Below are 18,947 nucleotides of genomic sequence, written 5' to 3'. Positions count from 1 at the left end.
CACTATCGTGGATGGCTTTATGGTGGCACTCTAATATTCTCGAGATTTTATACCCTGAGAGTGATAGAGACTCAAGTCAGACTGTAAGAAAACTGAGATTCAATTCATTCGGACAAATATTCCCGGAAACATGAAGAAACAACACCGATAAATCATTTGGATAGATTCTCTTATTTTACTCAAATAAGAGAACTTATTCACTTGTGTTTCTCAGTATCCTTACAGTACCATGCAGTGAGAGTCAACTTATGGAGAAAGACATGTTTTCTGGAAGTATAGTCGCACTAATTACCCCTTTTGATAGCGATGGAGAAGTAGACTACGGAAGTCTCAAAAAATTGGTCGATTTTCATGTAGATGCTGGAACCGATGCGATTGTATCCGTTGGCACCACTGGAGAATCGGCAACACTGACTATTGAAGAGCATGTCAAAGTTGTCTCAAAAACGGTTGAGTATGCACAAGGCCGTATTCCGGTGATTGCCGGAACAGGTGCGAATGCCACACATGAATCTCTGACATTTAGCCGTCTGTTGTGTAATACCGGTATTTCCGGGTTCTTAAGTGTCACACCTTATTACAACAAACCAACGCAAGAAGGTTTGTTCCTTCACTATCGAGCCATTGCAGAAGAGACCGATATCCCGCTGATTTTATATAACGTACCGGGCCGTACAGCGGTGGATATGCAGCCGGAAACAGTCGCGCGCTTAGCTGAAATAAAGAACATTATCGGTATTAAAGATGCGACCGGTGATTTGAGCCGGGTTGCGAAACATCGTGAACTTTGCGGAGAAGACTTTGTCTTACTGAGCGGTGATGATTCGACTGGATTGGAATTTATCAAGTTGGGTGGTCATGGTGTGATTTCCGTGACCAACAATGTTGCGGCAGCAGCAATGGCACAGATGGTTCATCTTGCCTTGGACGGGCAGTTTGATGCCGCTGAAGCGTTGAATGAAAAATTAATGAGTTTACATAAAAATCTGTTTGTTGAGTCGAGCCCGATCCCAGTGAAGTGGGCAGCCCATAAAATGGGATTGATTGATGGTGGCTTGTTACGTTTACCCATGACAGAATTATCAGAGCCCAATCAACCGATAGTATTACAGGCGTTGGCTTCTGCCGGATTACTATAGGTTTTTGAGGTTTGATTGCTGTGCCAGTATTATGGGACGGCAATCGTTGTACGAGAATAATTGTACGGAACCGAGCGTTGGTTTTCGTGTAGGAGTATGAATGAAATTTTTCAATCAGCTGGTTTGTAGTTCACTGGCTGTATTTATGATGTCTGGATGTTCTGATAGTGCGTTGACACGACAAACTGCAGAAGGCGACTTTGATTATTTAAACGCAAAATTATCCACGGCTTGGAAAATGCCTCCGGATGCTGAATTACAGCGCTACCACAATTACGATATTCCCGATGGAAAATATCAGGGTGGATTGGGGGAGCAAGTGGATATTCGTCCGCCTCAGTCCGTATTGACCTTGATCCCGGGTGTACGGATCGACAGTGATAAGAATCAGGTTACGTTCTGGACGGTGCAGCCACAGCTTGCGGATGAAATCTGGCATGTTATTTCACAGTATTTAGAGCAGCATCAAGTCGCACGTTCGCAGTCTCGCCCATCACTGATCGATACTGCTTGGATATCATGGTCAGCAGAAGATGAAGTTGCTCCCGTGAAAGCGAGATACCGCTATACCCGTTTACAGCAGGGGAAAAAGTACGGTATTCAGGTCTCTTTGCTGGATATGCAGCAGCGTGATTCAACAGCAGAAAAAGCAATTTACATTCAGAATCGTTACACCGTGATCATGGCGAATGCGATTACAATGCAATATGATCGTCAGGCTCAGGAAGAAGCGGCGAGAAAATCGCGTCAAATGGCTCAACAGATTGCTGTTGCCATGGGGGCAGATCGCAGTGGTTTGCCTGTAGTGATAGCCAGAACACCATATGACAATATGTGGCAACGCCTGCCAGATGCCTTAGCTAAGATTGGTTTTAGTGTCGAAGATCGCAACCGCTCTCAAGGCACGATAAAAGTTAAATTCAGTCAACCGGATGATGAAGTCTGGCAAGCGCTTGGTGTCGCACCTGTTTCTCTTGATAACGGCACATACACATTATTGCTGGGGGACTTGGGTAACCGGACGTCTATTAATATCACAGGCAAGGGTGACAAACCTGTTACTGAAGAGAAGCTTAAGGCGTTTTCTACCGCGTTAGCGGCATTGTTTCATCAATCGCACTAGACACGGTGATAGATCAAAAAAAAGGATGATTATTCATCCTTTTTTTTGATCTCTTGTTGATGCTTTTTATCTAACTCGATCAATCGATCCAAATCATTTCCTTGTCTCTTTTTCAGCTTATCGAGATTTTTGGGCGTCAGATATTTTAGTGCGGCAATGTTCCCAATAATGATGCTGATAACGACAGTGATAATGAACCAAGGGGAAGCCAGGAAATCCATGTTATGCACCGCTCTGCTCGATATTGATAACAAATTGAGTGTAGATAGTATGGATCATTTTGTGGATCGTGTCTTTGCCTGCGATCGATTCATCAGCCAATGCCTGAAAAATAATATCAGGTGACATCTGATTGAGACATTGTGTTGCAATGAGATGATGACTGATATGCCAAGGTTCGATCGACACGCCGCCCCGATCCTGTTGATACGGCAGGAAAAAACCAAATTGAGAGAGATGCTTGGTTAACCATGCCGAAAAGTGAGCCTGATGACCGGATTGATATTCCCAGGGTTCCAGACGTAGCGATTCATTGGCGGGTAGCGCATTTCTGTCATACACATCAAAGTCTGTGCCCCAATGATGCCGACTGGCTCCGGGAAGGGCTGACCAGCGTAAAATTGCCAAAACTTTTTCTTGCTCTGGCATGTTTGAGACGTCAAGCGGATGGCTCTGTGAATCGAGCAGCGGCCGTTCTCCCGAAAATTTTAGATTCCAGATAGAAAGCTGCTTGTGAAAATCACGGAATCCGCTGGCAATCTGTAACTGGAATCCTGCTTGGTCAGCGGCCTGTTTCAACGCAAAAAAATCTTGAAAGACCTGCCGATGGATCAGGAAGGTCTTACTGTCTACAAGACATGCTTGCAGATGTTGCTCACTTTTTCCGGTTAATTGCTCAGGCGTCATATCATCGGGCCAGTAAGTTGTTCAATGTGTGTTGATACATATCGGTCAATTTCTCAAGGTCAGGAATACTGACACATTCATTGACTTTGTGAATCGTCGCATTGACCGGGCCAAGTTCAACAACCTGAGTACCCATCTGGGCAATAAACCGACCATCGGAGGTTCCGCCGGTTGTAAGCAGTGCCGGTTCTTTATGATTAATCTGGCTGACAGACTTGGTGACGGCTTCCACAAGGCTACCGGCATCAGTTAAAAACGGTTTACCATTCAAAGTCCATTTCAGGTCATAATCCAGGCCATGGGCGTCGAATGTGGAATGCACACGACGCTGAATCTCTTCTGCTGTCAGCTCGGTACTGTAGCGGAAGTTAAATTGGACATGGAATTCACCCGGAATCACATTGGATGCACCAGTTCCTGCATGTACATTAGGAATCTGAAAGCTCGTCGGCGGGAAAAATGCATTGCCTTCATCCCATTGAATTGCGGCAAGTTCGGTCAATGCTGGCAGTGCTTGATGGACCGGATTATTGGCTAAATGAGGATAGGCGACATGGCCTTGAATACCTTTGACGACTAAGTCACCGGTCAACGAGCCTCGACGACCATTTTTGACCACATCACCGACGGCATGGGTGCTGGAGGGTTCACCGACAATACACATATCAATGATTTCATCCCGTGCCATCAAGGTATCGACAACCCGTGTTGTCCCATTGATAAACGGGCCTTCCTCATCCGATGTGATCAGAAATGCAATAGACCCTTGATGGTCAGGATGTGCTGCAATAAAGCGCTCAACCGCAACAATCATACAGGCAAGTGACCCTTTCATGTCTGCTGCGCCACGGCCATGTAGATAGTCATCAATGACGGTCGGTTCAAATGGCGGGGTATGCCATAATTCTGCTTTTCCGGCAGGCACAACATCTGTATGGCCGGCAAAGGCAAATAGGGGGGCCTGTGTCCCTCGGCGGGCCCAAAAGTTGGTTGTGTCTTCAAAAACCATGATTTCAACTTCAAAGCCGAGTGCCTTGAGTCGTTCTATCATCAAGTCTTGGCATCCTGCGTCTTCCGGTGTAACCGAACGACGACAAATTAATTCTTTAGCAAGGGCGAGTACCGGGCTATCGCTCATCCATTTGTTCCTTTCTATGCAAATATCTCAGAGTATTGTTCAGGTGAAAAACCAAGGTGGAAGGTGTTGTTGACCACCAAAACCGGACGTTTAATCATTGCCGGGTATTCAACCAACAGAGGAATCACGGTTGTACTGTTTAAACTGTCTTTTTGTGCTTGTGTCAGTTGTCTATAGGTTGTGCCTCGTTTATTGACAACCTTGTCCCATTCTAAATTCTGACAAAATTCTTCAACGAGTTCGGCATGGATGCCGTCTTTACGGAAATCGTGAAAACGATATTCGATATTTTCAGCATCTAACCAGCGACGTGCTTTTTTTATTGTGTCGCAGTTGGGGATGCCATAAAGCGTAATGGTCATATGATTCCTCAAATTAGAGCAGGCTGTGAGCGCATCGTAGCAGGAAGTGAGTGCGCTGACAAAGTCATGATTTACCGCAGGCTTGATTGAGATGGAGGGTATTTTATTCATCGAGTGACAGATAAAAATGAAGTTATTGATCGAACGCAACACTCTTTGTGTGAAAACCGAAATAATGGTCTGGCACGTAGATAGGAGGTGTCAATGGAATTGAGTCCTGTTTTTGCAAGAAGGCTTTATCTAGCCTACTTGGTTGAAAATTTAGACAGGCCAAATGTCCCCAGATTAATTGAACATACCGGGTGGCCTCGTCGCACAATTCAGGATGTGTTGAAAGCATTACCGGCGATCGGTATTCAACTCATGTTTATCCAAGACGGGAGACGACATAATGACGGGTACTATCGGTTGTCCGATTGGGGGCCATTTGATAGTCAATGGATCGTTGAGCGTCAGGATGATATAGCCGCCAGTCTGGGTAAATCCCTTTAGATCGAGGAAACGGGTATCGTTTCATCGCGCTTTACTGTATGAAAATCAACAGAGTCAATGATGGTCTATGGTTCCTCTGCCCGAGCTTGTCAAAGGCAGCGAGGGGCATGTTCGAATTGATATTCTTGGCAGAATCAGCTGACGATTATCTTTGGTTGTGAGTCGATAATACACAAGCCTAAAAGCCAGAATGTTCTGGCTTTTGTCCCTTCTCTTTTCTGAATTGTGTCCATCATTCAAACAGGTTCGCACACTGTTTTGACATTAGATTTGGTTTCACTATTCATGCTACTGGGGATCATGCTCCTTGGTGGTTGTTTTGATAATGGAAATCATGCCGAATTCGGGCCGCAAGCGTCCGTCATCTCGCCATTAAAGCACAGCACAATAAAGTCATTCATCGTGATTTAGATAACGATGTTAGCAGTTTGTTCTTCACGCCTGACGGAGTATGATATGTCCCAAGACAACTACACATCAGGGATCTTTTATGTCTCATCCTCAAACTGCAATTTTGCCAGAACCCGGACCATTTGCGCTGTATGCCATCTTTAAAGTCAAGCAAGAAGCGGCATCGGTATTGCGTCAGTTACAATCTTTACCGGAGCTGGTCGAGACACTGAATGCATCTCAGCCCGGTGCTGACCTGTCCCTTTCCATTGCATTCAGTCATTCATTCTGGAAACAATTAGACGCGGCTTTACCGCCTGAGTTGGTGGATTTTACCCCATTAGGTCAGGGGAACATTCGTGCGCCAGCGACCGACGTCGATTTTTTGATTCATGTGCACGGTCAGCGCCATGACTTACTGTTTTATGTGTTGCGCCAACTGATGAGTGGAATTTCCGAATGGGTGGACATTATTGATGAAACTTACGGATATCGTTATCTCGATGCGCGAGATATGACAGGGTTCATTGATGGCACTGAGAATCCGAAAGATGAACGACGTCAGGAAGTTGCACTTATCCACGATGGTGAATTTGCCGGTGGTAGTTATGTGATGATGCAGCGGTTTGTTCACCAGTTACCGGCATGGGAAAGATTGAACATTGCCGCTCAGGAGAAAGTAATCGGCAGAACGAAAGACGATTCAGTTGAACTAGATGATGTGCCGGCTGCATCTCATGTCGGGCGTGTTGATTTGAAAGAGAACGGGCAAGGGTTGAAAATCCTCAGACATAGCTTGCCATATGGGACAGTGAGTGGTGATCATGGCTTACTTTTCATCGCATATTGCCAGACTTTGCATAACTTCCAGGCGATGTTAGAGAGTATGTATGGCGAGCGTGATGGTAAAACAGATCAAATGCTCCGGTTTACGCAAGCGGTGACTGGTGCTTACTTATTTGCCCCCTCTGCAGCAATGCTACAGTCACTGACCATGCGATAAATACGCATTACTATAAAGTTCATATCATAGTAGCTGTACATAATGTGACCGAGCCTGAGCGCTCGGTTTTTTTCACTAAAGATATCTCTAGAAACACCGATAGGGGGGGGAATCCTGAGTGATTTTAGGTGAAAATTATGGCAATTACAGTCAATACCAATATATCGGCATTGCTGGCTCAGCATTATGTTAATCAGGCAAACAGTGCCTGGGTACAAGCGATGGAGCGTTTATCTTCCGGTTACCGTATCAATCATGCAAGAGATGATGCGGCCGGTTTGCAGATATCAAATCGCTTGGGGACACAAATGAGCGGGTTGGATGTTGCGGTGAGAAATGCAAATGATGGCATTTCAATCATGCAGACCGCTGAAGGCGCTATGCAGGAAAGCACATCGCTCTTACAGCGAATGCGTGATCTGGCGTTACAGTCGGCCAATGGTTCGAATTCCCAAGCGGATCGGCAGGCGTTGCAAGAAGAATATGTTGCCCTGAATGATGAGTTGAACCGCATTGCTGAGACCACCTCTTTCGGTGGCAGAAAGTTATTGAACGGGACTTTTGGCACTTCATCTTTTCAGATCGGTGCGAGTGCCGGAGAAGCAGTACAACTTTCATTCAGTAACATGCGTACCGATACACTCGATATGGGAGGGTTTAGCTACCTCGCCCAGAAGGTGCCACCATCAAATTGGCGCGTTCAGTCGGAGCAGAATCAGCTCACCATGCGTTTTAAGGATGCGCAAGGGGTCGATCAACAGATCGATATTGAAGCCAAAGCCGGGGATGATATTGAACAGTTAGCAACCTATATCAATGGCCAGACGGATCAAGTTTCTGCTTCGGTGAATGAGCAGGGGCAATTGCAGATATTTATGGCCGGCAAAGAGACCGCTGGCACGATTGATTTCAGTGGCTCGCTTGCCAGTGAACTACAAATCGGTGTGATGGGGTATGAATCGGTTAATGATATCAATATCACTCAGGTCGGTGGTGCACAAAGGGCGGTTTCCGTCTTGGATACTGCGTTATCGTTCGTCGATAAAAATCGGGCTGAGTTGGGTGCATTTCAGAATCGTTTCGGACATGCCATCCAGAATTTGGACAATATTCATGAGAATCTGGCCGCTTCCAGAAGCCGTATCCGAGATACGGATTATGCTCGGGAAGCAACTCAAAGTATGAAGCAACAGATCTTGCAGCGAGTCAGTATGTCAATTTTGGCACAAGCCAAAAGGCAGCCCAATGTCGCTTTATACTTATTAAGATGAATCAGTTTAGAAATAAAAGACGATTGAGATAAGTACTGTATCTCGTTTGGGGTTCACGGTTTTGCAGCAGCGTATGGTTGCTGATGCCCGTTAAACAAATCCTATTTCCCCAGTGAATCATTGCCTTTCATATTGTGCATGATTTAGCGACTCACATCCTATTCAGTGAGAATATGAGTTGAGTGATTTAACACCGATATGGTTGCAGGCTCCCTTCTGGTTTGTTCGAAATGTCTTCCGCTCGTCTTTCTCATATCAAGTATGTTCTCTCATATCGAGTAAAAAAAGGGATTCGTCGTAGAAAAGGCTAAAAGGTATCAAAAGTATATTGATGTCACGGTCTACGGCTGTTGATGAACCGTTGCAAAAAAAAGAAAAACGCCCTGTATCGTCCGGTTTGAGAGCATCTTTAGCAAAAAATGCAATGAACATGATTAACTGCTCAATCCTTGCGCGATTGAGTTTTTTGTCGGAAAAAAATCAAAAAAATACTTAAGATTTTCCTATTTACGTCGTTAATAAAAGTAACTTTGAGAGAGCTACTTGGTTTTCCGAGACGTCGGAAACCGGAAACATCGGAAAATCAATTGGAGAAGTCATCATGGCAGTGAATGTAAACACAAACGTATCAGCAATGACCGCACAGCGTTACCTGAATTCTGCAACACAAGCTCAGAATACATCAATGGAACGTTTATCATCAGGCTTTAAAATCAATAGCGCGAAAGATGATGCTGCGGGTTTGCAAATTTCTAACCGCTTGAGTGTACAAAGTCGCGGCTTAGATGTCGCTGTACGCAACGCGAATGATGGTATCTCTATTGCGCAAACCGCTGAAGGGGCAATGAACGAAACGACCAACATTCTGCAACGGATGCGAGACTTGTCACTCCAGTCTTCGAATGGTTCGAACTCTAAATCAGAGCGAACTGCGATTCAAGAAGAAGTGACAGCGTTGAATGATGAATTGAATCGGATTGCGGAAACAACCTCTTTTGGTGGTAACAAGCTCTTAAACGGCACTTTCCAAACGAAATCGTTCCAGATTGGTGCTGATAATGGTGAAGCTGTTATGCTGAACCTGAAAGATATGCGTAGCGATAATAAACACATGGGTGGCACCAGCTATATCGCGGAAAATGGTAAGGACAAAAACTGGAGCGTTCAAGCCGGGCAGAATGATCTTCAGATCAATCTGATAGACAAAGACGGGAAAGAGCAAAACATCGCTATCTCTGCTAAAGCGGGCGATGATATTGAAGAACTTGCAACCTACATCAATGGTCAAACCGATGCGATTAAAGCGTCAGTCGACCAAGATGGCAAACTACAAATCTTTGCCGGTAATAATAAAGTTGATGGTAACGTTACATTCGGTGGTGCATTAGCGGGTGAGTTAGGCATTGGTGAAGGTAAAGATGTAACCGTCGATACCATTGATGTGACTTCTGTCGGTGGCGCGCAACAGTCTGTTGCTATCATTGACTCAGCATTAAAATATGTTGATAGTCATCGTGCTGAACTGGGTGCATTCCAGAACCGATTCAACCATGCAATCAGTAACTTGGATAACATCAATGAGAATGTCAATGCATCGAAGAGCCGGATCAAAGATACCGACTTTGCGAAAGAAACAACTGCATTGACCAAAGCTCAGATTCTGGGTCAGGCATCAAGTTCGATTCTGGCGCAGGCCAAACAAGCGCCAAACTCAGCATTGAGCCTGCTTGGATAAACCATTTACCACAAGACAGACTTTGTTTAAAAATCCAGCTTCGGCTGGATTTTTTTGTACATGAGAGGCATCGTTTAGGCAATAATTTTGATGTAATTCACGCTTTTTTTACACAATGGGCCAGTTGAACGAAAAAATTAAAAATATTCTAAAGGATATAGATCCCTAGCCGTTAACAAGATTGAGAGAAATGAGATGTGTGAAAGTGAGGTGAGAGACACAGCAGCACATCAACTATCCGTTAAAGGAGATCAATATGCCAATTAGTGTAAATACCAATATCTCGGGTATGACCGCGCAGCGTTATTTGAATAATGCTGCGGATAGCGCTCAGAAATCAATGGAGCGGCTATCTTCCGGTTATCGGATTAACAGTGCGAAAGATGATGCCGCAGGGTTGCAAATTTCGAATCGCTTAACTTCGCAAAGCCGCGGGTTAGACATGGCGGTTAGAAATGCGAATGATGGCATTTCAATTGCACAAACCGCTGAAGGTGCGATGAGTGAAACCACATCTATCTTGCAGCGGATGCGAGATCTGTCTCTACAATCTTCAAATGGCTCCAACTCAAGTTCGGAGCGTAGTGCGATTCAGGAAGAGGTTTCAGCATTAAATGATGAGCTGAATCGGATTGCTGAAACGACATCGTTCGGGGGAAATAAACTCCTCAATGGGACGTTTGGTAGCAAATCTTTTCAGATCGGTGCTGATTCTGGTGAAGCCGTATCTTTGACGATGAGTAACATGCGTACCGATACGCAAAATATGGGTGGTCGGGCCTATGTCGCGCAAGAGGGAAAAGCATCAGACTGGACGGTCTCTAACGCAACCGATCTTACCTTGAGTTATACTAACAAAGATGGTGACGCTCAAGAGTTGACGATTAATGCGAAAGCTGGCGATGATCTGGAAGAGGTAGCAACTTACATTAATGGACAGAATAGTGATATTCAGGCTTCTGTTGGAGATGATGGTAAATTACAGCTATTTGCTTCTTCACAAAAAGTAACTGGCGATGTCACCATTGGCGGTGGACTGGGATCTGAAATCGGTTTCGGTCAAGGTCAGGATATGAACGTTCAAAGTGTTGATGTCTCAACTGTCGGTGGTTCCCAACTGGCGGTGGCTGTGATTGACGGTGCGCTGAAATCAGTTGATAGTCAGCGGGCTTCTTTGGGGGCTTTCCAAAACCGTTTTGGACATGCAATCAGTAACCTTGAAAATATTAACGAAAACGTGAATGCATCACGGAGTCGCATTAAAGATACTGACTATGCCAAAGAAACAACGCAGATGACCAAGTCTCAAATTCTGCAACAAGCAAGTACTTCGGTACTGGCGCAGGCGAAACAGGCTCCATCTGCAGCTCTTAGTCTATTGGGATAATCGACGGACTATTTTGAGCTTGGGGTCAAAGTAGTCTGATGATTTGAACCCAATGAGGTGGAAGGGAGATTGTTATGGAAGTTTCATCCTACACATCGAACATCCAGCCTTACGGCTCACAAAATGGCACTAAAATTGCTTCAGAGAATGACAGTAATAGTGCAAGAAGTGTTTCTGTGAATAACGATGCAGAACGAATGGACAAACTTGCCGAAGAGATGAAAGATCGGCAAGCAGATTCCGCTCAGACAGTCGAAAAACTGTCAAAAGAGCGGAAGCGAATTAACGAAGAACAGCGAGCTAAAGTGATGGAGCAGATGCATGAATTTGTTTCTTCACTCAATAAAGGGTTGGCGTTTCGAGTTGATGAAGAGTCCGGACGAGATGTGGTGACGATTTACGAAGCTGATACCGGTGATGTAATTCGTCAGATTCCGGAAGAAGAGATACTTGTTGTCTTGCGACGCTTGGCCAGAGATCAAGATCATCGATCTGGTCTTTTGATGACTAAAGTGTAATGTTATTTTGAGGTGATTGGATGAGTCTGGGCCCGTTAGGGATGAATTCTGGCATGGATATTAATTCCATGGTTCGCAAGATTGTCGATTCGGAGCGTGTTCCCAAGCAGCAACGGATCGATAGTCAGCGGACACAGAATAATGCCAGTATTAGTGCCTACGGCCGACTCAGAGAGTCGTTGGATACAATGAAAACGCTGATGGCAGATTTTCGCCAAGAAAAAGCATTTGCATTGCGAAAAGTTGATACGACTAATGAAAATGTCGTCTCAGCGACAGCGACAACGGATGCCATCGCAGGAAGATACGCGGTCGATGTGTTGCAGCTTGCCCAAAGTCATAAAGTTGCATCTAACGTTTTTGCGGAAGATGAAAAATTTGGGCCGGGTAAGCTGCATATTTCGCTCGGCAACCGTCGTTTTACCGTTGATATTCAATCGGATTCACGCCTGAAAGATGTCGTGAATGGCATTAATGCTGCGAAGGGAAATCCAGGGGTTCGCGCTTCTGTGATTAATGATATCGACGGTCCTCGTCTCATTGTTGCTTCAAACCAATCCGGTCAAGAGAATAAAATCCAGATAGGTGCTGATGCGCCCAATGGTAGTAGCTTAAAAAAACTGGAATATAAAACGCTGGAACAACGCGTTAAGGATTTAGAAAAAGCACGTTCTCAGGCGCAACAGCTCATTACGCCGCTCACACCAGAACAGCAAAAAATCGCTGGGAAAGTTGCAGAAAAATTAGAAACGGCAGCCCGAGCCGTTGATCAGTCTGTTGCAGATGAGATTCGACAAGCTGCTGAAAAAGCACAACCCGACGCTTCTGCAACGAGCGAATTATCTGATACTGCTGCCAATGCTGCCGCAGAGGCTGCAAAAAAAGCGCAAGATTATGTCCGCCCAGAAGATCGCATTCCCGGCTGGTCGGAAACAGCATCCGGAACATTATTAGACTCTTATCAGGAGCCGCAACCGGAGCTGGATCAAAATGCGATCGATAAGTCTTCCGATGTGCCCGGATGGTCGAATACCGCATCAGGGACATTATATGATTCGTATGTAACGCCGAAAGAAGCTCAAGATAAGCTGCAGAAGAAGTTAGCGCAGGAAGAAGCGGATATTGAAGCAGCCGTGCGCTCTGGTCAAATGACACCAGAGGAGGCGAAAGCACGGGAACGTGCAAAATTATCGCCAGAAGAGCGGGCTTACATCGAAAAAGTGGAGAAAGTGCAATCTGAACTGCAAACTGCTCAGAAAGCGTTTGATGCCTATCAAGGGATGTCAGAAGTTCAGTCTGCTCAGGATGCCAAAGTTATGTTGGATGGGGTTGCTACCCTGTCAAGCAATAACAACATTATTGAGAATGCGATTGATGGTGTTGATTTAAAGGTCAAAGGAAAAACGAAGGCCAATCAACCACCTGCGGAAATTGATATTGAGTATGACCGAGATACGGTCAAAGATGATATTCACAAATTCGTCAATGCATACAATCAGTTTTACCAGTTGTCGAAAGAGCTATCAAATGTAGATCCAAAGACAGGAGAAGCCGGCCCTCTCGCGGGGGACAGTGTTGTTCGTAATGCGGACTCTCGGCTGAAACGGGTTTTTTCTTCTCAGGTCAAGCAAGCGCCTGAAAATTTAAAAACACTCACGGAATTTGGCATTACAACGACCCGGCAAGGTACGTTGGAAATCAACGAAGATATGCTAACTCGGCAACTGAATAATAATTTTAATAAACTCGGTGAGTTTTTTGGTGGCCGAGATGGTTTTGCCAAAAGAGTTGAAGACGCGATTCAAGGGATGACCGGTGTCACGGGGTCTTTGCGTACTCGAGAAAAGAGTATGGTTGAACAGAATCGTCGTTTGGACGGTGACCAAGAGGCACTGGATCGCCGGATGAATACACTAGAACAGCGAACCCATGATAAATTTCTAGCGATGCAGGATGCCACAAGTAAGATGCAAAGCCAGCTGTCTGGAATGATGAATGCGCTAGGTTCGTCAAATGGATAAACAATTAAGTCAACTAAGTGATCTTGATCACGAAATCAGTGAACGACTTCAGGAAGAAGAAATAAACACTGAAGTTATTCACCAATTAGTCGATAAAAGGGATCAGATATTGCAGGTATTGGTTCAGGAAGCGTCAGAAAATCAACAGTTCTCACGTTCAGAGCCGTGGCAGTGTGCAATCGAACGTACCCAACGACTTGTTGAAGAGATGCAACTGAAAACATCAGGTATCGGTCATTCACTGAAAAAGTACCGGTATGGGAATAAATCTGTTCAGCAGTACAAGAAGTTTTTATGAAAGAGGAAGACTATGCGTGGTTCTTTACAGGCTTACAAAAAAGTATCAGTGGACAGCCAGCTCAGTGCTGCCTCACCACATAAAGTCGTACAGATGCTGATGGCCGGCGCGATTGAGCGACTGATACAGGGCAAAGCAGCGATGATGCAAGGAAATATTCCTGTCAAAGGTGAGCGTTTAGGTAAAGCCTTGGACATCATCATCAGTCTACGGAGTTGTTTGTCGATGGAAGATGGTGGGGATATTGCCAGAAACCTGGACCAGCTTTACGAATTTGTGATAACTCAGATCACACAGGCGAATCACCTCAATGAACCTGAGCTGCTTGATGATGTAATTGATATTATTCGGGAAATAAAATCGGCTTGGGATCAGATACCTTCAGAGTATCATCATCTCACTTCGTCTGAAGTAGGAGCATAGGTTTTATTGGAAGCATCTCACTCAATCAACGATTGAGTGTCGTCTTCGTATTGCCATATTTTTTGAATTCAATAGAATAGAGGCCACTATCACTATAGATTAGTGGCTTTTTTGTTGCTGGTCGTTTGAGTTTTTGTCTATGTTTATCTAGAGATAGATTGAGTAAACGATATCTCGCAGGGTTAATATAGAAATTCAACGGCAACAATAACCTAATGGATGAAGGCAAATATACTTACCTATGCAAGGTTTAGCGAAACTGCTCGTGATTGAGGATAATCCTGCAATTCGTCAGCAAATCAATATTATTTTGGATTTTGTCGGTGAACCTTGCGAGGTAATCGAATCGTCTCAGTTTGAACAGATTGATTGGTCTGACGTATGGGCTGGTTGTCTGCTCGGTTCATTGCAAAGTGGGCATCTGTCTGAGACGGTGCAGACACGTTTACAGGATCTCACTCATATCCCACTGTTGATGATGGACCAACAGCCTTACTCTCTGGAAACATTCTCTAATTATGTTGGCGAACTTGATTTGCCTCTCAATTATCCTCAGTTAGCTGAAGCGCTGAGGCATTGTAAGGAGTTTCTGGGTCGCAAAGGCATTTCTGTATTTACTTCCGGACGTAAAACAACGCTGTTCAGAAGTTTAGTCGGGCAGAGTCCCGGCGTTCAAGAAGTCCGTCATTTGATTGAGCAAGTTTCAGGAGCGGATGCGAATGTGCTGATTCTCGGTGAATCCGGAACCGGGAAAGAAGTCGTTGCCCGCAATGTCCATTATCATTCACCGCGACGTAACGGCCCTTTTGTGCCGATTAACTGTGGTGCGATCCCTGCCGATTTATTGGAAAGTGAACTGTTCGGACATGAAAAAGGTGCATTTACCGGCGCACTCACGGCACGTAAAGGTCGGTTTGAATTGGCAGAAGGCGGAACCTTATTCCTGGATGAAATTGGTGATATGCCAATAGCCATGCAGGTGAAGTTGTTGCGTGTGTTGCAAGAGCGTTGTTTTGAACGAGTTGGCGGTAATGCCACGATTAAAGTCAACGTTCGTGTTATTGCAGCAACGCATCGCAATCTGGAATCGATGATCGATAAGGAATTATTCCGCGAAGATCTCTATTACCGATTGAATGTTTTTCCGATTGAAATGCCTGCGTTGAAAGAGCGTAAAGACGATATTCCTTTGTTAATTCAGGAACTGTTGACGCGCATGGAATCTGAAGGTGCTTCACCTATCTGTTTTACGCCGAGAGCGATTCAGTCACTGATGGAACATGATTGGCCGGGAAATGTTCGGGAATTGGCGAATTTGGTTGAACGGATGATCATTCTCTATCCGAATTGTTTGATAGATGTCAATCACTTACCAACCAAATACCGCTATAGCGATATCCCGGAATTTCAACCGGAGGCGAGCCTTTACAGTAGTATTGAAGAGCAGGAACGGGATGTACTAGCAGACATTTTTTCTGAGGATTTTCAACTGAGTGATGTTGAGCAGGATTTGATGAACCACGTGAATGCGCCTCAATCTTTACCGCCAGAAGGTGTCAATTTGAAGGAATTGTTGGCAGAGCTTGAAGTGAATCTGATTAATCAAGCTTTGGATGCTCAAGATGGTGTGGTTGCCCGTGCTGCAGACATGTTAGGAATGCGTAGAACGACACTGGTTGAAAAAATGAAAAAATATAATATGAACCGTTAAATGTCAGAAAAGAGTCAATATATTGTCATCATATTTTTGCTGTTGATGTAATAATTTGAATTTTATATAAAAAATAGTCTGGAACGCTTTTTGCTTTTCAGACTATTGTTGTTTTTACAGAACAGAAAACGAATATGCAAGAATCTCAGGCGCAACAGCTTTCTCATCTCGATTCGATAGAAGATCAGGTTGAACGATACAAACAGGTACTGGATGTCATGCCTGCTGGTGTTATTTTGTTGGATACACAGGGCATTGTCCGTGAGGCAAACCCTGAGGCTGTTCGGCTGCTGGAAATTCCATTAGTCGGTGAGCGCTGGTACGCTGTGATTCAGTCTGCTTTTGCACCAAAAGAAGATGATGGACACGAAATTTCGCTGCGTAATGGCAGAAAAGTGCGGCTTGCGATTTCAGCATCGTCAACCGGTCAACTGATCCTCATTACCGATTTAACCGAAACCCGTTTGCTCCAAGCACGAGTGAGTGATTTACAACGGCTCTCTTCATTGGGCCGAATGGTTGCGTCATTGGCACATCAGGTTCGTACCCCTTTATCGAGTGCGATGCTGTATGCGTCTAATCTTGCTGCGCCTCAGTTACCGGCTGCAACGCGTGAACGTTTTCAGACGAAATTGATGGATCGGTTGCATGATCTGGATAAACAGGTCAATGACATGCTGCTGTTCGCTAAGGGAGGCGATAATAAAGTCGTCAAATCCTTTACACTGGATGAATTAGTTCAGGAATTTTATCCGATGGTCGAAACGGCGATACACAGTCATCAGATTGACTATGGGCAGGAAATCGAACACCCGGAGACAGCTTTGCTGGGAAACCCAAATGCAATTGCCTCAGCGTTGAGTAATTTGGTCATGAATGCGATTCAGAACAGCGGTAAAGGGGCTCAGATTGATGTGTTTTTCCGACCGGTCCGGAACATGTTGAAGATTTCTGTACAGGATAACGGGCCGGGAATTGCTGCTGAAATGCAAAATAAAATTATGGAGCCTTTTTTTACCACGCGTTCACAGGGAACGGGGTTAGGGCTTGCGGTTGTTCAGATGGTTTGTCGTGCACACGATGGGCATCTAGATTTGATTTCTGAAGAAGGGGATGGTGCATGTTTTACGATGTGTCTTCCTCTGGAGCGGACGGTTTCTCATAAGAATTCAGAGACAGGAGAGTAATCATGGCTCAGAGCAAAGTATTAATTGTTGAAGATGATGAAGGTTTGCGCGAGGCATTGGTGGATACCTTAGCTCTGGCCGGATATGAATGGGTCGAAGCTGATTGTGCTGAAGACGCACTGGTAAAATTAAAATCAGAGGGCGTTGATATCGTGGTCTCTGATGTGCAAATGGCCGGTATGGGTGGTTTGGCATTGTTGAGAAATATCAAACAGCATTGGCCGAATCTACCAGTATTACTCATGACTGCATATGCCAATATTGAAGATGCCGTTGCAGCGATGAAAGAAGGTGCCATTGATTATATGGCGAAGCCATTTGCGCCTGAAGTGTTGCTGAATATGGTCAGCCGTTATGCGCCGGTCAAATCTGATGACAATGGTGATGCGGTTGTTGCTGATGAGAAAAGTGTAAAATTACTCGCTTTAGCGGAGAAAGTTGCTAAAACTGACGCAAATGTCATGATTCTCGGACCGAGTGGTTCCGGGAAAGAGGTGATGTCTCGCTACATTCACAACGCTTCATTGCGTAAAGATGGTCCTTTCATCGCAATCAACTGTGCTGCGATTCCGGATAATATGCTGGAAGCGACTCTGTTTGGTTATGAGAAAGGGGCTTTCACCGGCGCTATCCAAGCTTGTCCCGGAAAATTTGAACAAGCACAAGGCGGGACTATTCTACTCGATGAAATCAGTGAAATGGATTTGAACCTCCAGGCGAAGCTGTTGCGGGTGCTACAGGAAAGAGAAGTAGAACGTCTGGGTAGCCGTAAAAGTATTCAGTTGGATGTCAGAGTGCTTGCGACCAGTAACCGCGATTTAAAAAGTTATGTTCAGGAAGGTGAATTTCGCGAAGATTTATACTATCGCCTGAACGTTTTCCCAATTTCATGGCCAGCGCTGCGAGAGCGTCAGGATGACATAAAACCTTTGGCACAGCATCTGGTTGAGCGTCACTGTAAAAAACTTGGTATCGCAATGCCCCGGATCGCAACATCAGCCGTTGAAAAACTACTCTCTTATCCGTGGCCCGGCAACGTTCGTGAACTGGATAATGTTATTCAGAGAGCTTTGATTTTGAGTGAGAATGGCAATATTGACGAAGAACATATCCTCTTGGAAGGGGTTGACTGGAAGGATGCCGGCAGTTTACAAAAGTTAGTTGAAAACGATCAGCCGCGCTCAACATCACAATTGGTTGAACCTCCGACTGTCAAAACTGTGGCTCACAGTGAGATGAACAGCCATCAGTCGAGTATTTCCGATTTGGGAGGTGAGCTTCGCGACCAGGAATATTCTATTATTCTGGAAACCTTGATTGCCTGTAAGGGTCGGCGGAAAGAGATGGCTGAGCGCCTGGGTATTAGTCCGAGAACCTTGCGCTATAAATTGGCGAAGATGAGAGATGCAGGGATTGATATTCCGGGGTAAATGTTATTTATCAAATGGCACACTAATTGCTGGATAAGAGATAAGCAACGGTTATACGAGTCAAAGATTTGGCTATCGGGGGGAAACTTATGAGACTAGATGGATTACAGACTGAAATGCAGTCAATGATACAGGAAGCCAGTGGTAAACCAACGACATCAACCGGGCAGTCAGTGAGTGCTGACTTTGGTGAACTGCTCAATACAGCGATTAACAATGTGAACGGATTACAAAAGACATCCAGTAATCTGCAAACGCGTTTTGATCGGGGTGATGAAGGCGTGTCCTTGTCCGATGTAATGATCGCAAGAAATAAAGCAAGTGTTGCATTTGATGCGACCGTACAGGTTCGAAATAAGCTCGTTGATGCTTATAAAGAACTGATGAACATGCCGGTTTAACTTTGACGTTTC

General features: G+C 45.0%; 19 protein-coding genes. 15 read left to right on the top strand and 4 right to left on the bottom strand.

Features of this window, described 5'->3' with window-relative positions; genetic code table 11:
• Positions 1–260: 260 nt before the first annotated feature.
• Positions 261–1,139 (top strand): 4-hydroxy-tetrahydrodipicolinate synthase, encoded by an 879-nt coding sequence (gene dapA, locus MKS89_RS11035; protein ID WP_072956526.1) that lies wholly within the window; start codon positions 261–263, stop codon positions 1,137–1,139.
• A gap of 100 nt (positions 1,140–1,239) precedes the next feature.
• Complete coding sequence (bamC, locus tag MKS89_RS11030; protein WP_072956528.1) at positions 1,240–2,262, top strand: NlpB/DapX family lipoprotein; 1,023 nt, start codon at positions 1,240–1,242, stop codon at positions 2,260–2,262.
• A 29-nt stretch (positions 2,263–2,291) separates the two neighbouring features.
• Here the strand turns inward: bamC and MKS89_RS11025 are convergent, their stop codons facing one another.
• From MKS89_RS11025 to MKS89_RS11010, 4 genes are read right to left on the bottom strand one after another with little or no spacing between them, the layout of a single operon-like run.
• The gene (locus tag MKS89_RS11025) at positions 2,292–2,483 is read right to left on the bottom strand and encodes a hypothetical protein (RefSeq protein WP_072956530.1); all 192 of its coding nucleotides are present in this window, start codon (positions 2,481–2,483) and stop codon (positions 2,292–2,294) included.
• A gap of 1 nt (position 2,484) precedes the next feature.
• Positions 2,485–3,168 carry a M15 family metallopeptidase gene (locus tag MKS89_RS11020; RefSeq protein WP_072956531.1) on the bottom strand — a complete coding sequence of 228 codons (684 nt, stop codon included), beginning with the start codon at positions 3,166–3,168 and terminating at the stop codon, positions 2,485–2,487.
• Between the two features lies 1 nt (position 3,169).
• A complete protein-coding gene (gene dapE, locus MKS89_RS11015) occupies positions 3,170–4,306 on the bottom strand; it encodes a succinyl-diaminopimelate desuccinylase (RefSeq protein ID WP_072956533.1) in 1,137 nt (378 codons plus the stop codon).
• 14 nt (positions 4,307–4,320) lie between these two features.
• Entirely contained in the window at positions 4,321–4,668 is a 348-nt protein-coding gene (locus MKS89_RS11010; RefSeq protein WP_072956535.1) for an ArsC family reductase, read from the bottom strand.
• Between the two features lie 204 nt (positions 4,669–4,872).
• Between MKS89_RS11010 and MKS89_RS11005 the strand changes: the two genes are divergently transcribed.
• From MKS89_RS11005 to fliE, 13 genes are all read left to right on the top strand, one after another.
• On the top strand, positions 4,873–5,160 hold the full coding sequence (locus tag MKS89_RS11005; protein ID WP_038183694.1) for a winged helix-turn-helix domain-containing protein: 288 nt from the start codon (positions 4,873–4,875) through the stop codon (positions 5,158–5,160).
• Between the two features lie 490 nt (positions 5,161–5,650).
• Positions 5,651–6,553 carry a Dyp-type peroxidase gene (locus MKS89_RS11000; protein ID WP_072956537.1) on the top strand — a complete coding sequence of 301 codons (903 nt, stop codon included), beginning with the start codon at positions 5,651–5,653 and terminating at the stop codon, positions 6,551–6,553.
• A gap of 137 nt (positions 6,554–6,690) precedes the next feature.
• Positions 6,691–7,824: a flagellin gene (locus tag MKS89_RS10995; protein ID WP_072956540.1), complete on the top strand. Its 1,134-nt coding sequence runs from the start codon at positions 6,691–6,693 to the stop codon at positions 7,822–7,824.
• A gap of 601 nt (positions 7,825–8,425) precedes the next feature.
• A complete protein-coding gene (locus tag MKS89_RS10990) occupies positions 8,426–9,559 on the top strand; it encodes a flagellin (protein WP_072956542.1) in 1,134 nt (377 codons plus the stop codon).
• A gap of 256 nt (positions 9,560–9,815) precedes the next feature.
• On the top strand, positions 9,816–10,946 hold the full coding sequence (locus MKS89_RS10985; RefSeq protein WP_072956545.1) for a flagellin: 1,131 nt from the start codon (positions 9,816–9,818) through the stop codon (positions 10,944–10,946).
• A 74-nt stretch (positions 10,947–11,020) separates the two neighbouring features.
• On the top strand, positions 11,021–11,464 hold the full coding sequence (gene flaG / locus MKS89_RS10980) for a flagellar protein FlaG (RefSeq protein WP_072956547.1): 444 nt from the start codon (positions 11,021–11,023) through the stop codon (positions 11,462–11,464).
• A 20-nt stretch (positions 11,465–11,484) separates the two neighbouring features.
• Positions 11,485–13,485, top strand: coding sequence for a flagellar filament capping protein FliD (gene fliD, locus MKS89_RS10975; protein WP_072956549.1), 2,001 nt, complete (start codon positions 11,485–11,487; stop codon positions 13,483–13,485).
• A complete protein-coding gene (locus MKS89_RS10970; RefSeq protein WP_072956552.1) occupies positions 13,478–13,783 on the top strand; it encodes a flagellar protein FliT in 306 nt (101 codons plus the stop codon). Before fliD ends, MKS89_RS10970 begins: the two co-directional genes overlap by 8 nt.
• Positions 13,784–13,795: 12 nt before the next feature.
• Positions 13,796–14,206 carry a flagellar export chaperone FliS gene (fliS, locus tag MKS89_RS10965; protein WP_072956554.1) on the top strand — a complete coding sequence of 137 codons (411 nt, stop codon included), beginning with the start codon at positions 13,796–13,798 and terminating at the stop codon, positions 14,204–14,206.
• Between the two features lie 241 nt (positions 14,207–14,447).
• Positions 14,448–15,917: a sigma-54 dependent transcriptional regulator gene (locus tag MKS89_RS10960; protein ID WP_072956557.1), complete on the top strand. Its 1,470-nt coding sequence runs from the start codon at positions 14,448–14,450 to the stop codon at positions 15,915–15,917.
• A gap of 134 nt (positions 15,918–16,051) precedes the next feature.
• A complete protein-coding gene (locus MKS89_RS10955) occupies positions 16,052–17,104 on the top strand; it encodes a sensor histidine kinase (RefSeq protein ID WP_072956560.1) in 1,053 nt (350 codons plus the stop codon).
• A 2-nt stretch (positions 17,105–17,106) separates the two neighbouring features.
• On the top strand, positions 17,107–18,534 hold the full coding sequence (locus MKS89_RS10950) for a sigma-54-dependent transcriptional regulator (protein ID WP_072956563.1): 1,428 nt from the start codon (positions 17,107–17,109) through the stop codon (positions 18,532–18,534).
• Positions 18,535–18,623: 89 nt separating this feature from the next.
• A complete protein-coding gene (gene fliE, locus MKS89_RS10945; protein WP_072956566.1) occupies positions 18,624–18,935 on the top strand; it encodes a flagellar hook-basal body complex protein FliE in 312 nt (103 codons plus the stop codon).
• Positions 18,936–18,947 lie beyond the last annotated feature (12 nt).

Origin of the sequence: Vibrio gazogenes (genome assembly GCF_023920225.1) — a bacterium.
GTDB classification, from domain to species: domain Bacteria; phylum Pseudomonadota; class Gammaproteobacteria; order Enterobacterales; family Vibrionaceae; genus Vibrio; species Vibrio gazogenes.
Note: the sequence above shows the minus strand (reverse complement) of the source record. Positions and strands in the feature narration are given on the sequence as shown.

What these genes read in the sequence shown, in the direction of transcription:
- fliS (WP_072956554.1), top strand. Translation starts at nt 13,796, where the DNA reads ATGCGTGGTTCTTTACAGGCTTACAAAAAAGTATCAGTGGACAGCCAG.
- MKS89_RS10970 (WP_072956552.1), top strand. Translation starts at nt 13,478, where the DNA reads ATGGATAAACAATTAAGTCAACTAAGTGATCTTGATCACGAAATCAGT.
- dapA (WP_072956526.1), top strand. Translation starts at nt 261, where the DNA reads ATGTTTTCTGGAAGTATAGTCGCACTAATTACCCCTTTTGATAGCGAT.
- MKS89_RS10985 (WP_072956545.1), top strand. Translation starts at nt 9,816, where the DNA reads ATGCCAATTAGTGTAAATACCAATATCTCGGGTATGACCGCGCAGCGT.
- MKS89_RS10960 (WP_072956557.1), top strand. Translation starts at nt 14,448, where the DNA reads ATGCAAGGTTTAGCGAAACTGCTCGTGATTGAGGATAATCCTGCAATT.
- bamC (WP_072956528.1), top strand. Translation starts at nt 1,240, where the DNA reads ATGAAATTTTTCAATCAGCTGGTTTGTAGTTCACTGGCTGTATTTATG.
- MKS89_RS11000 (WP_072956537.1), top strand. Translation starts at nt 5,651, where the DNA reads ATGTCTCATCCTCAAACTGCAATTTTGCCAGAACCCGGACCATTTGCG.
- MKS89_RS10995 (WP_072956540.1), top strand. Translation starts at nt 6,691, where the DNA reads ATGGCAATTACAGTCAATACCAATATATCGGCATTGCTGGCTCAGCAT.
- MKS89_RS11005 (WP_038183694.1), top strand. Translation starts at nt 4,873, where the DNA reads ATGGAATTGAGTCCTGTTTTTGCAAGAAGGCTTTATCTAGCCTACTTG.
- fliD (WP_072956549.1), top strand. Translation starts at nt 11,485, where the DNA reads ATGAGTCTGGGCCCGTTAGGGATGAATTCTGGCATGGATATTAATTCC.
- MKS89_RS11010 (WP_072956535.1), bottom strand. Translation starts at nt 4,668, where the DNA reads ATGACCATTACGCTTTATGGCATCCCCAACTGCGACACAATAAAAAAA.
- MKS89_RS10950 (WP_072956563.1), top strand. Translation starts at nt 17,107, where the DNA reads ATGGCTCAGAGCAAAGTATTAATTGTTGAAGATGATGAAGGTTTGCGC.
- MKS89_RS10955 (WP_072956560.1), top strand. Translation starts at nt 16,052, where the DNA reads ATGCAAGAATCTCAGGCGCAACAGCTTTCTCATCTCGATTCGATAGAA.
- fliE (WP_072956566.1), top strand. Translation starts at nt 18,624, where the DNA reads ATGAGACTAGATGGATTACAGACTGAAATGCAGTCAATGATACAGGAA.
- MKS89_RS10990 (WP_072956542.1), top strand. Translation starts at nt 8,426, where the DNA reads ATGGCAGTGAATGTAAACACAAACGTATCAGCAATGACCGCACAGCGT.
- flaG (WP_072956547.1), top strand. Translation starts at nt 11,021, where the DNA reads ATGGAAGTTTCATCCTACACATCGAACATCCAGCCTTACGGCTCACAA.
- MKS89_RS11025 (WP_072956530.1), bottom strand. Translation starts at nt 2,483, where the DNA reads ATGGATTTCCTGGCTTCCCCTTGGTTCATTATCACTGTCGTTATCAGC.
- dapE (WP_072956533.1), bottom strand. Translation starts at nt 4,306, where the DNA reads ATGAGCGATAGCCCGGTACTCGCCCTTGCTAAAGAATTAATTTGTCGT.
- MKS89_RS11020 (WP_072956531.1), bottom strand. Translation starts at nt 3,168, where the DNA reads ATGACGCCTGAGCAATTAACCGGAAAAAGTGAGCAACATCTGCAAGCA.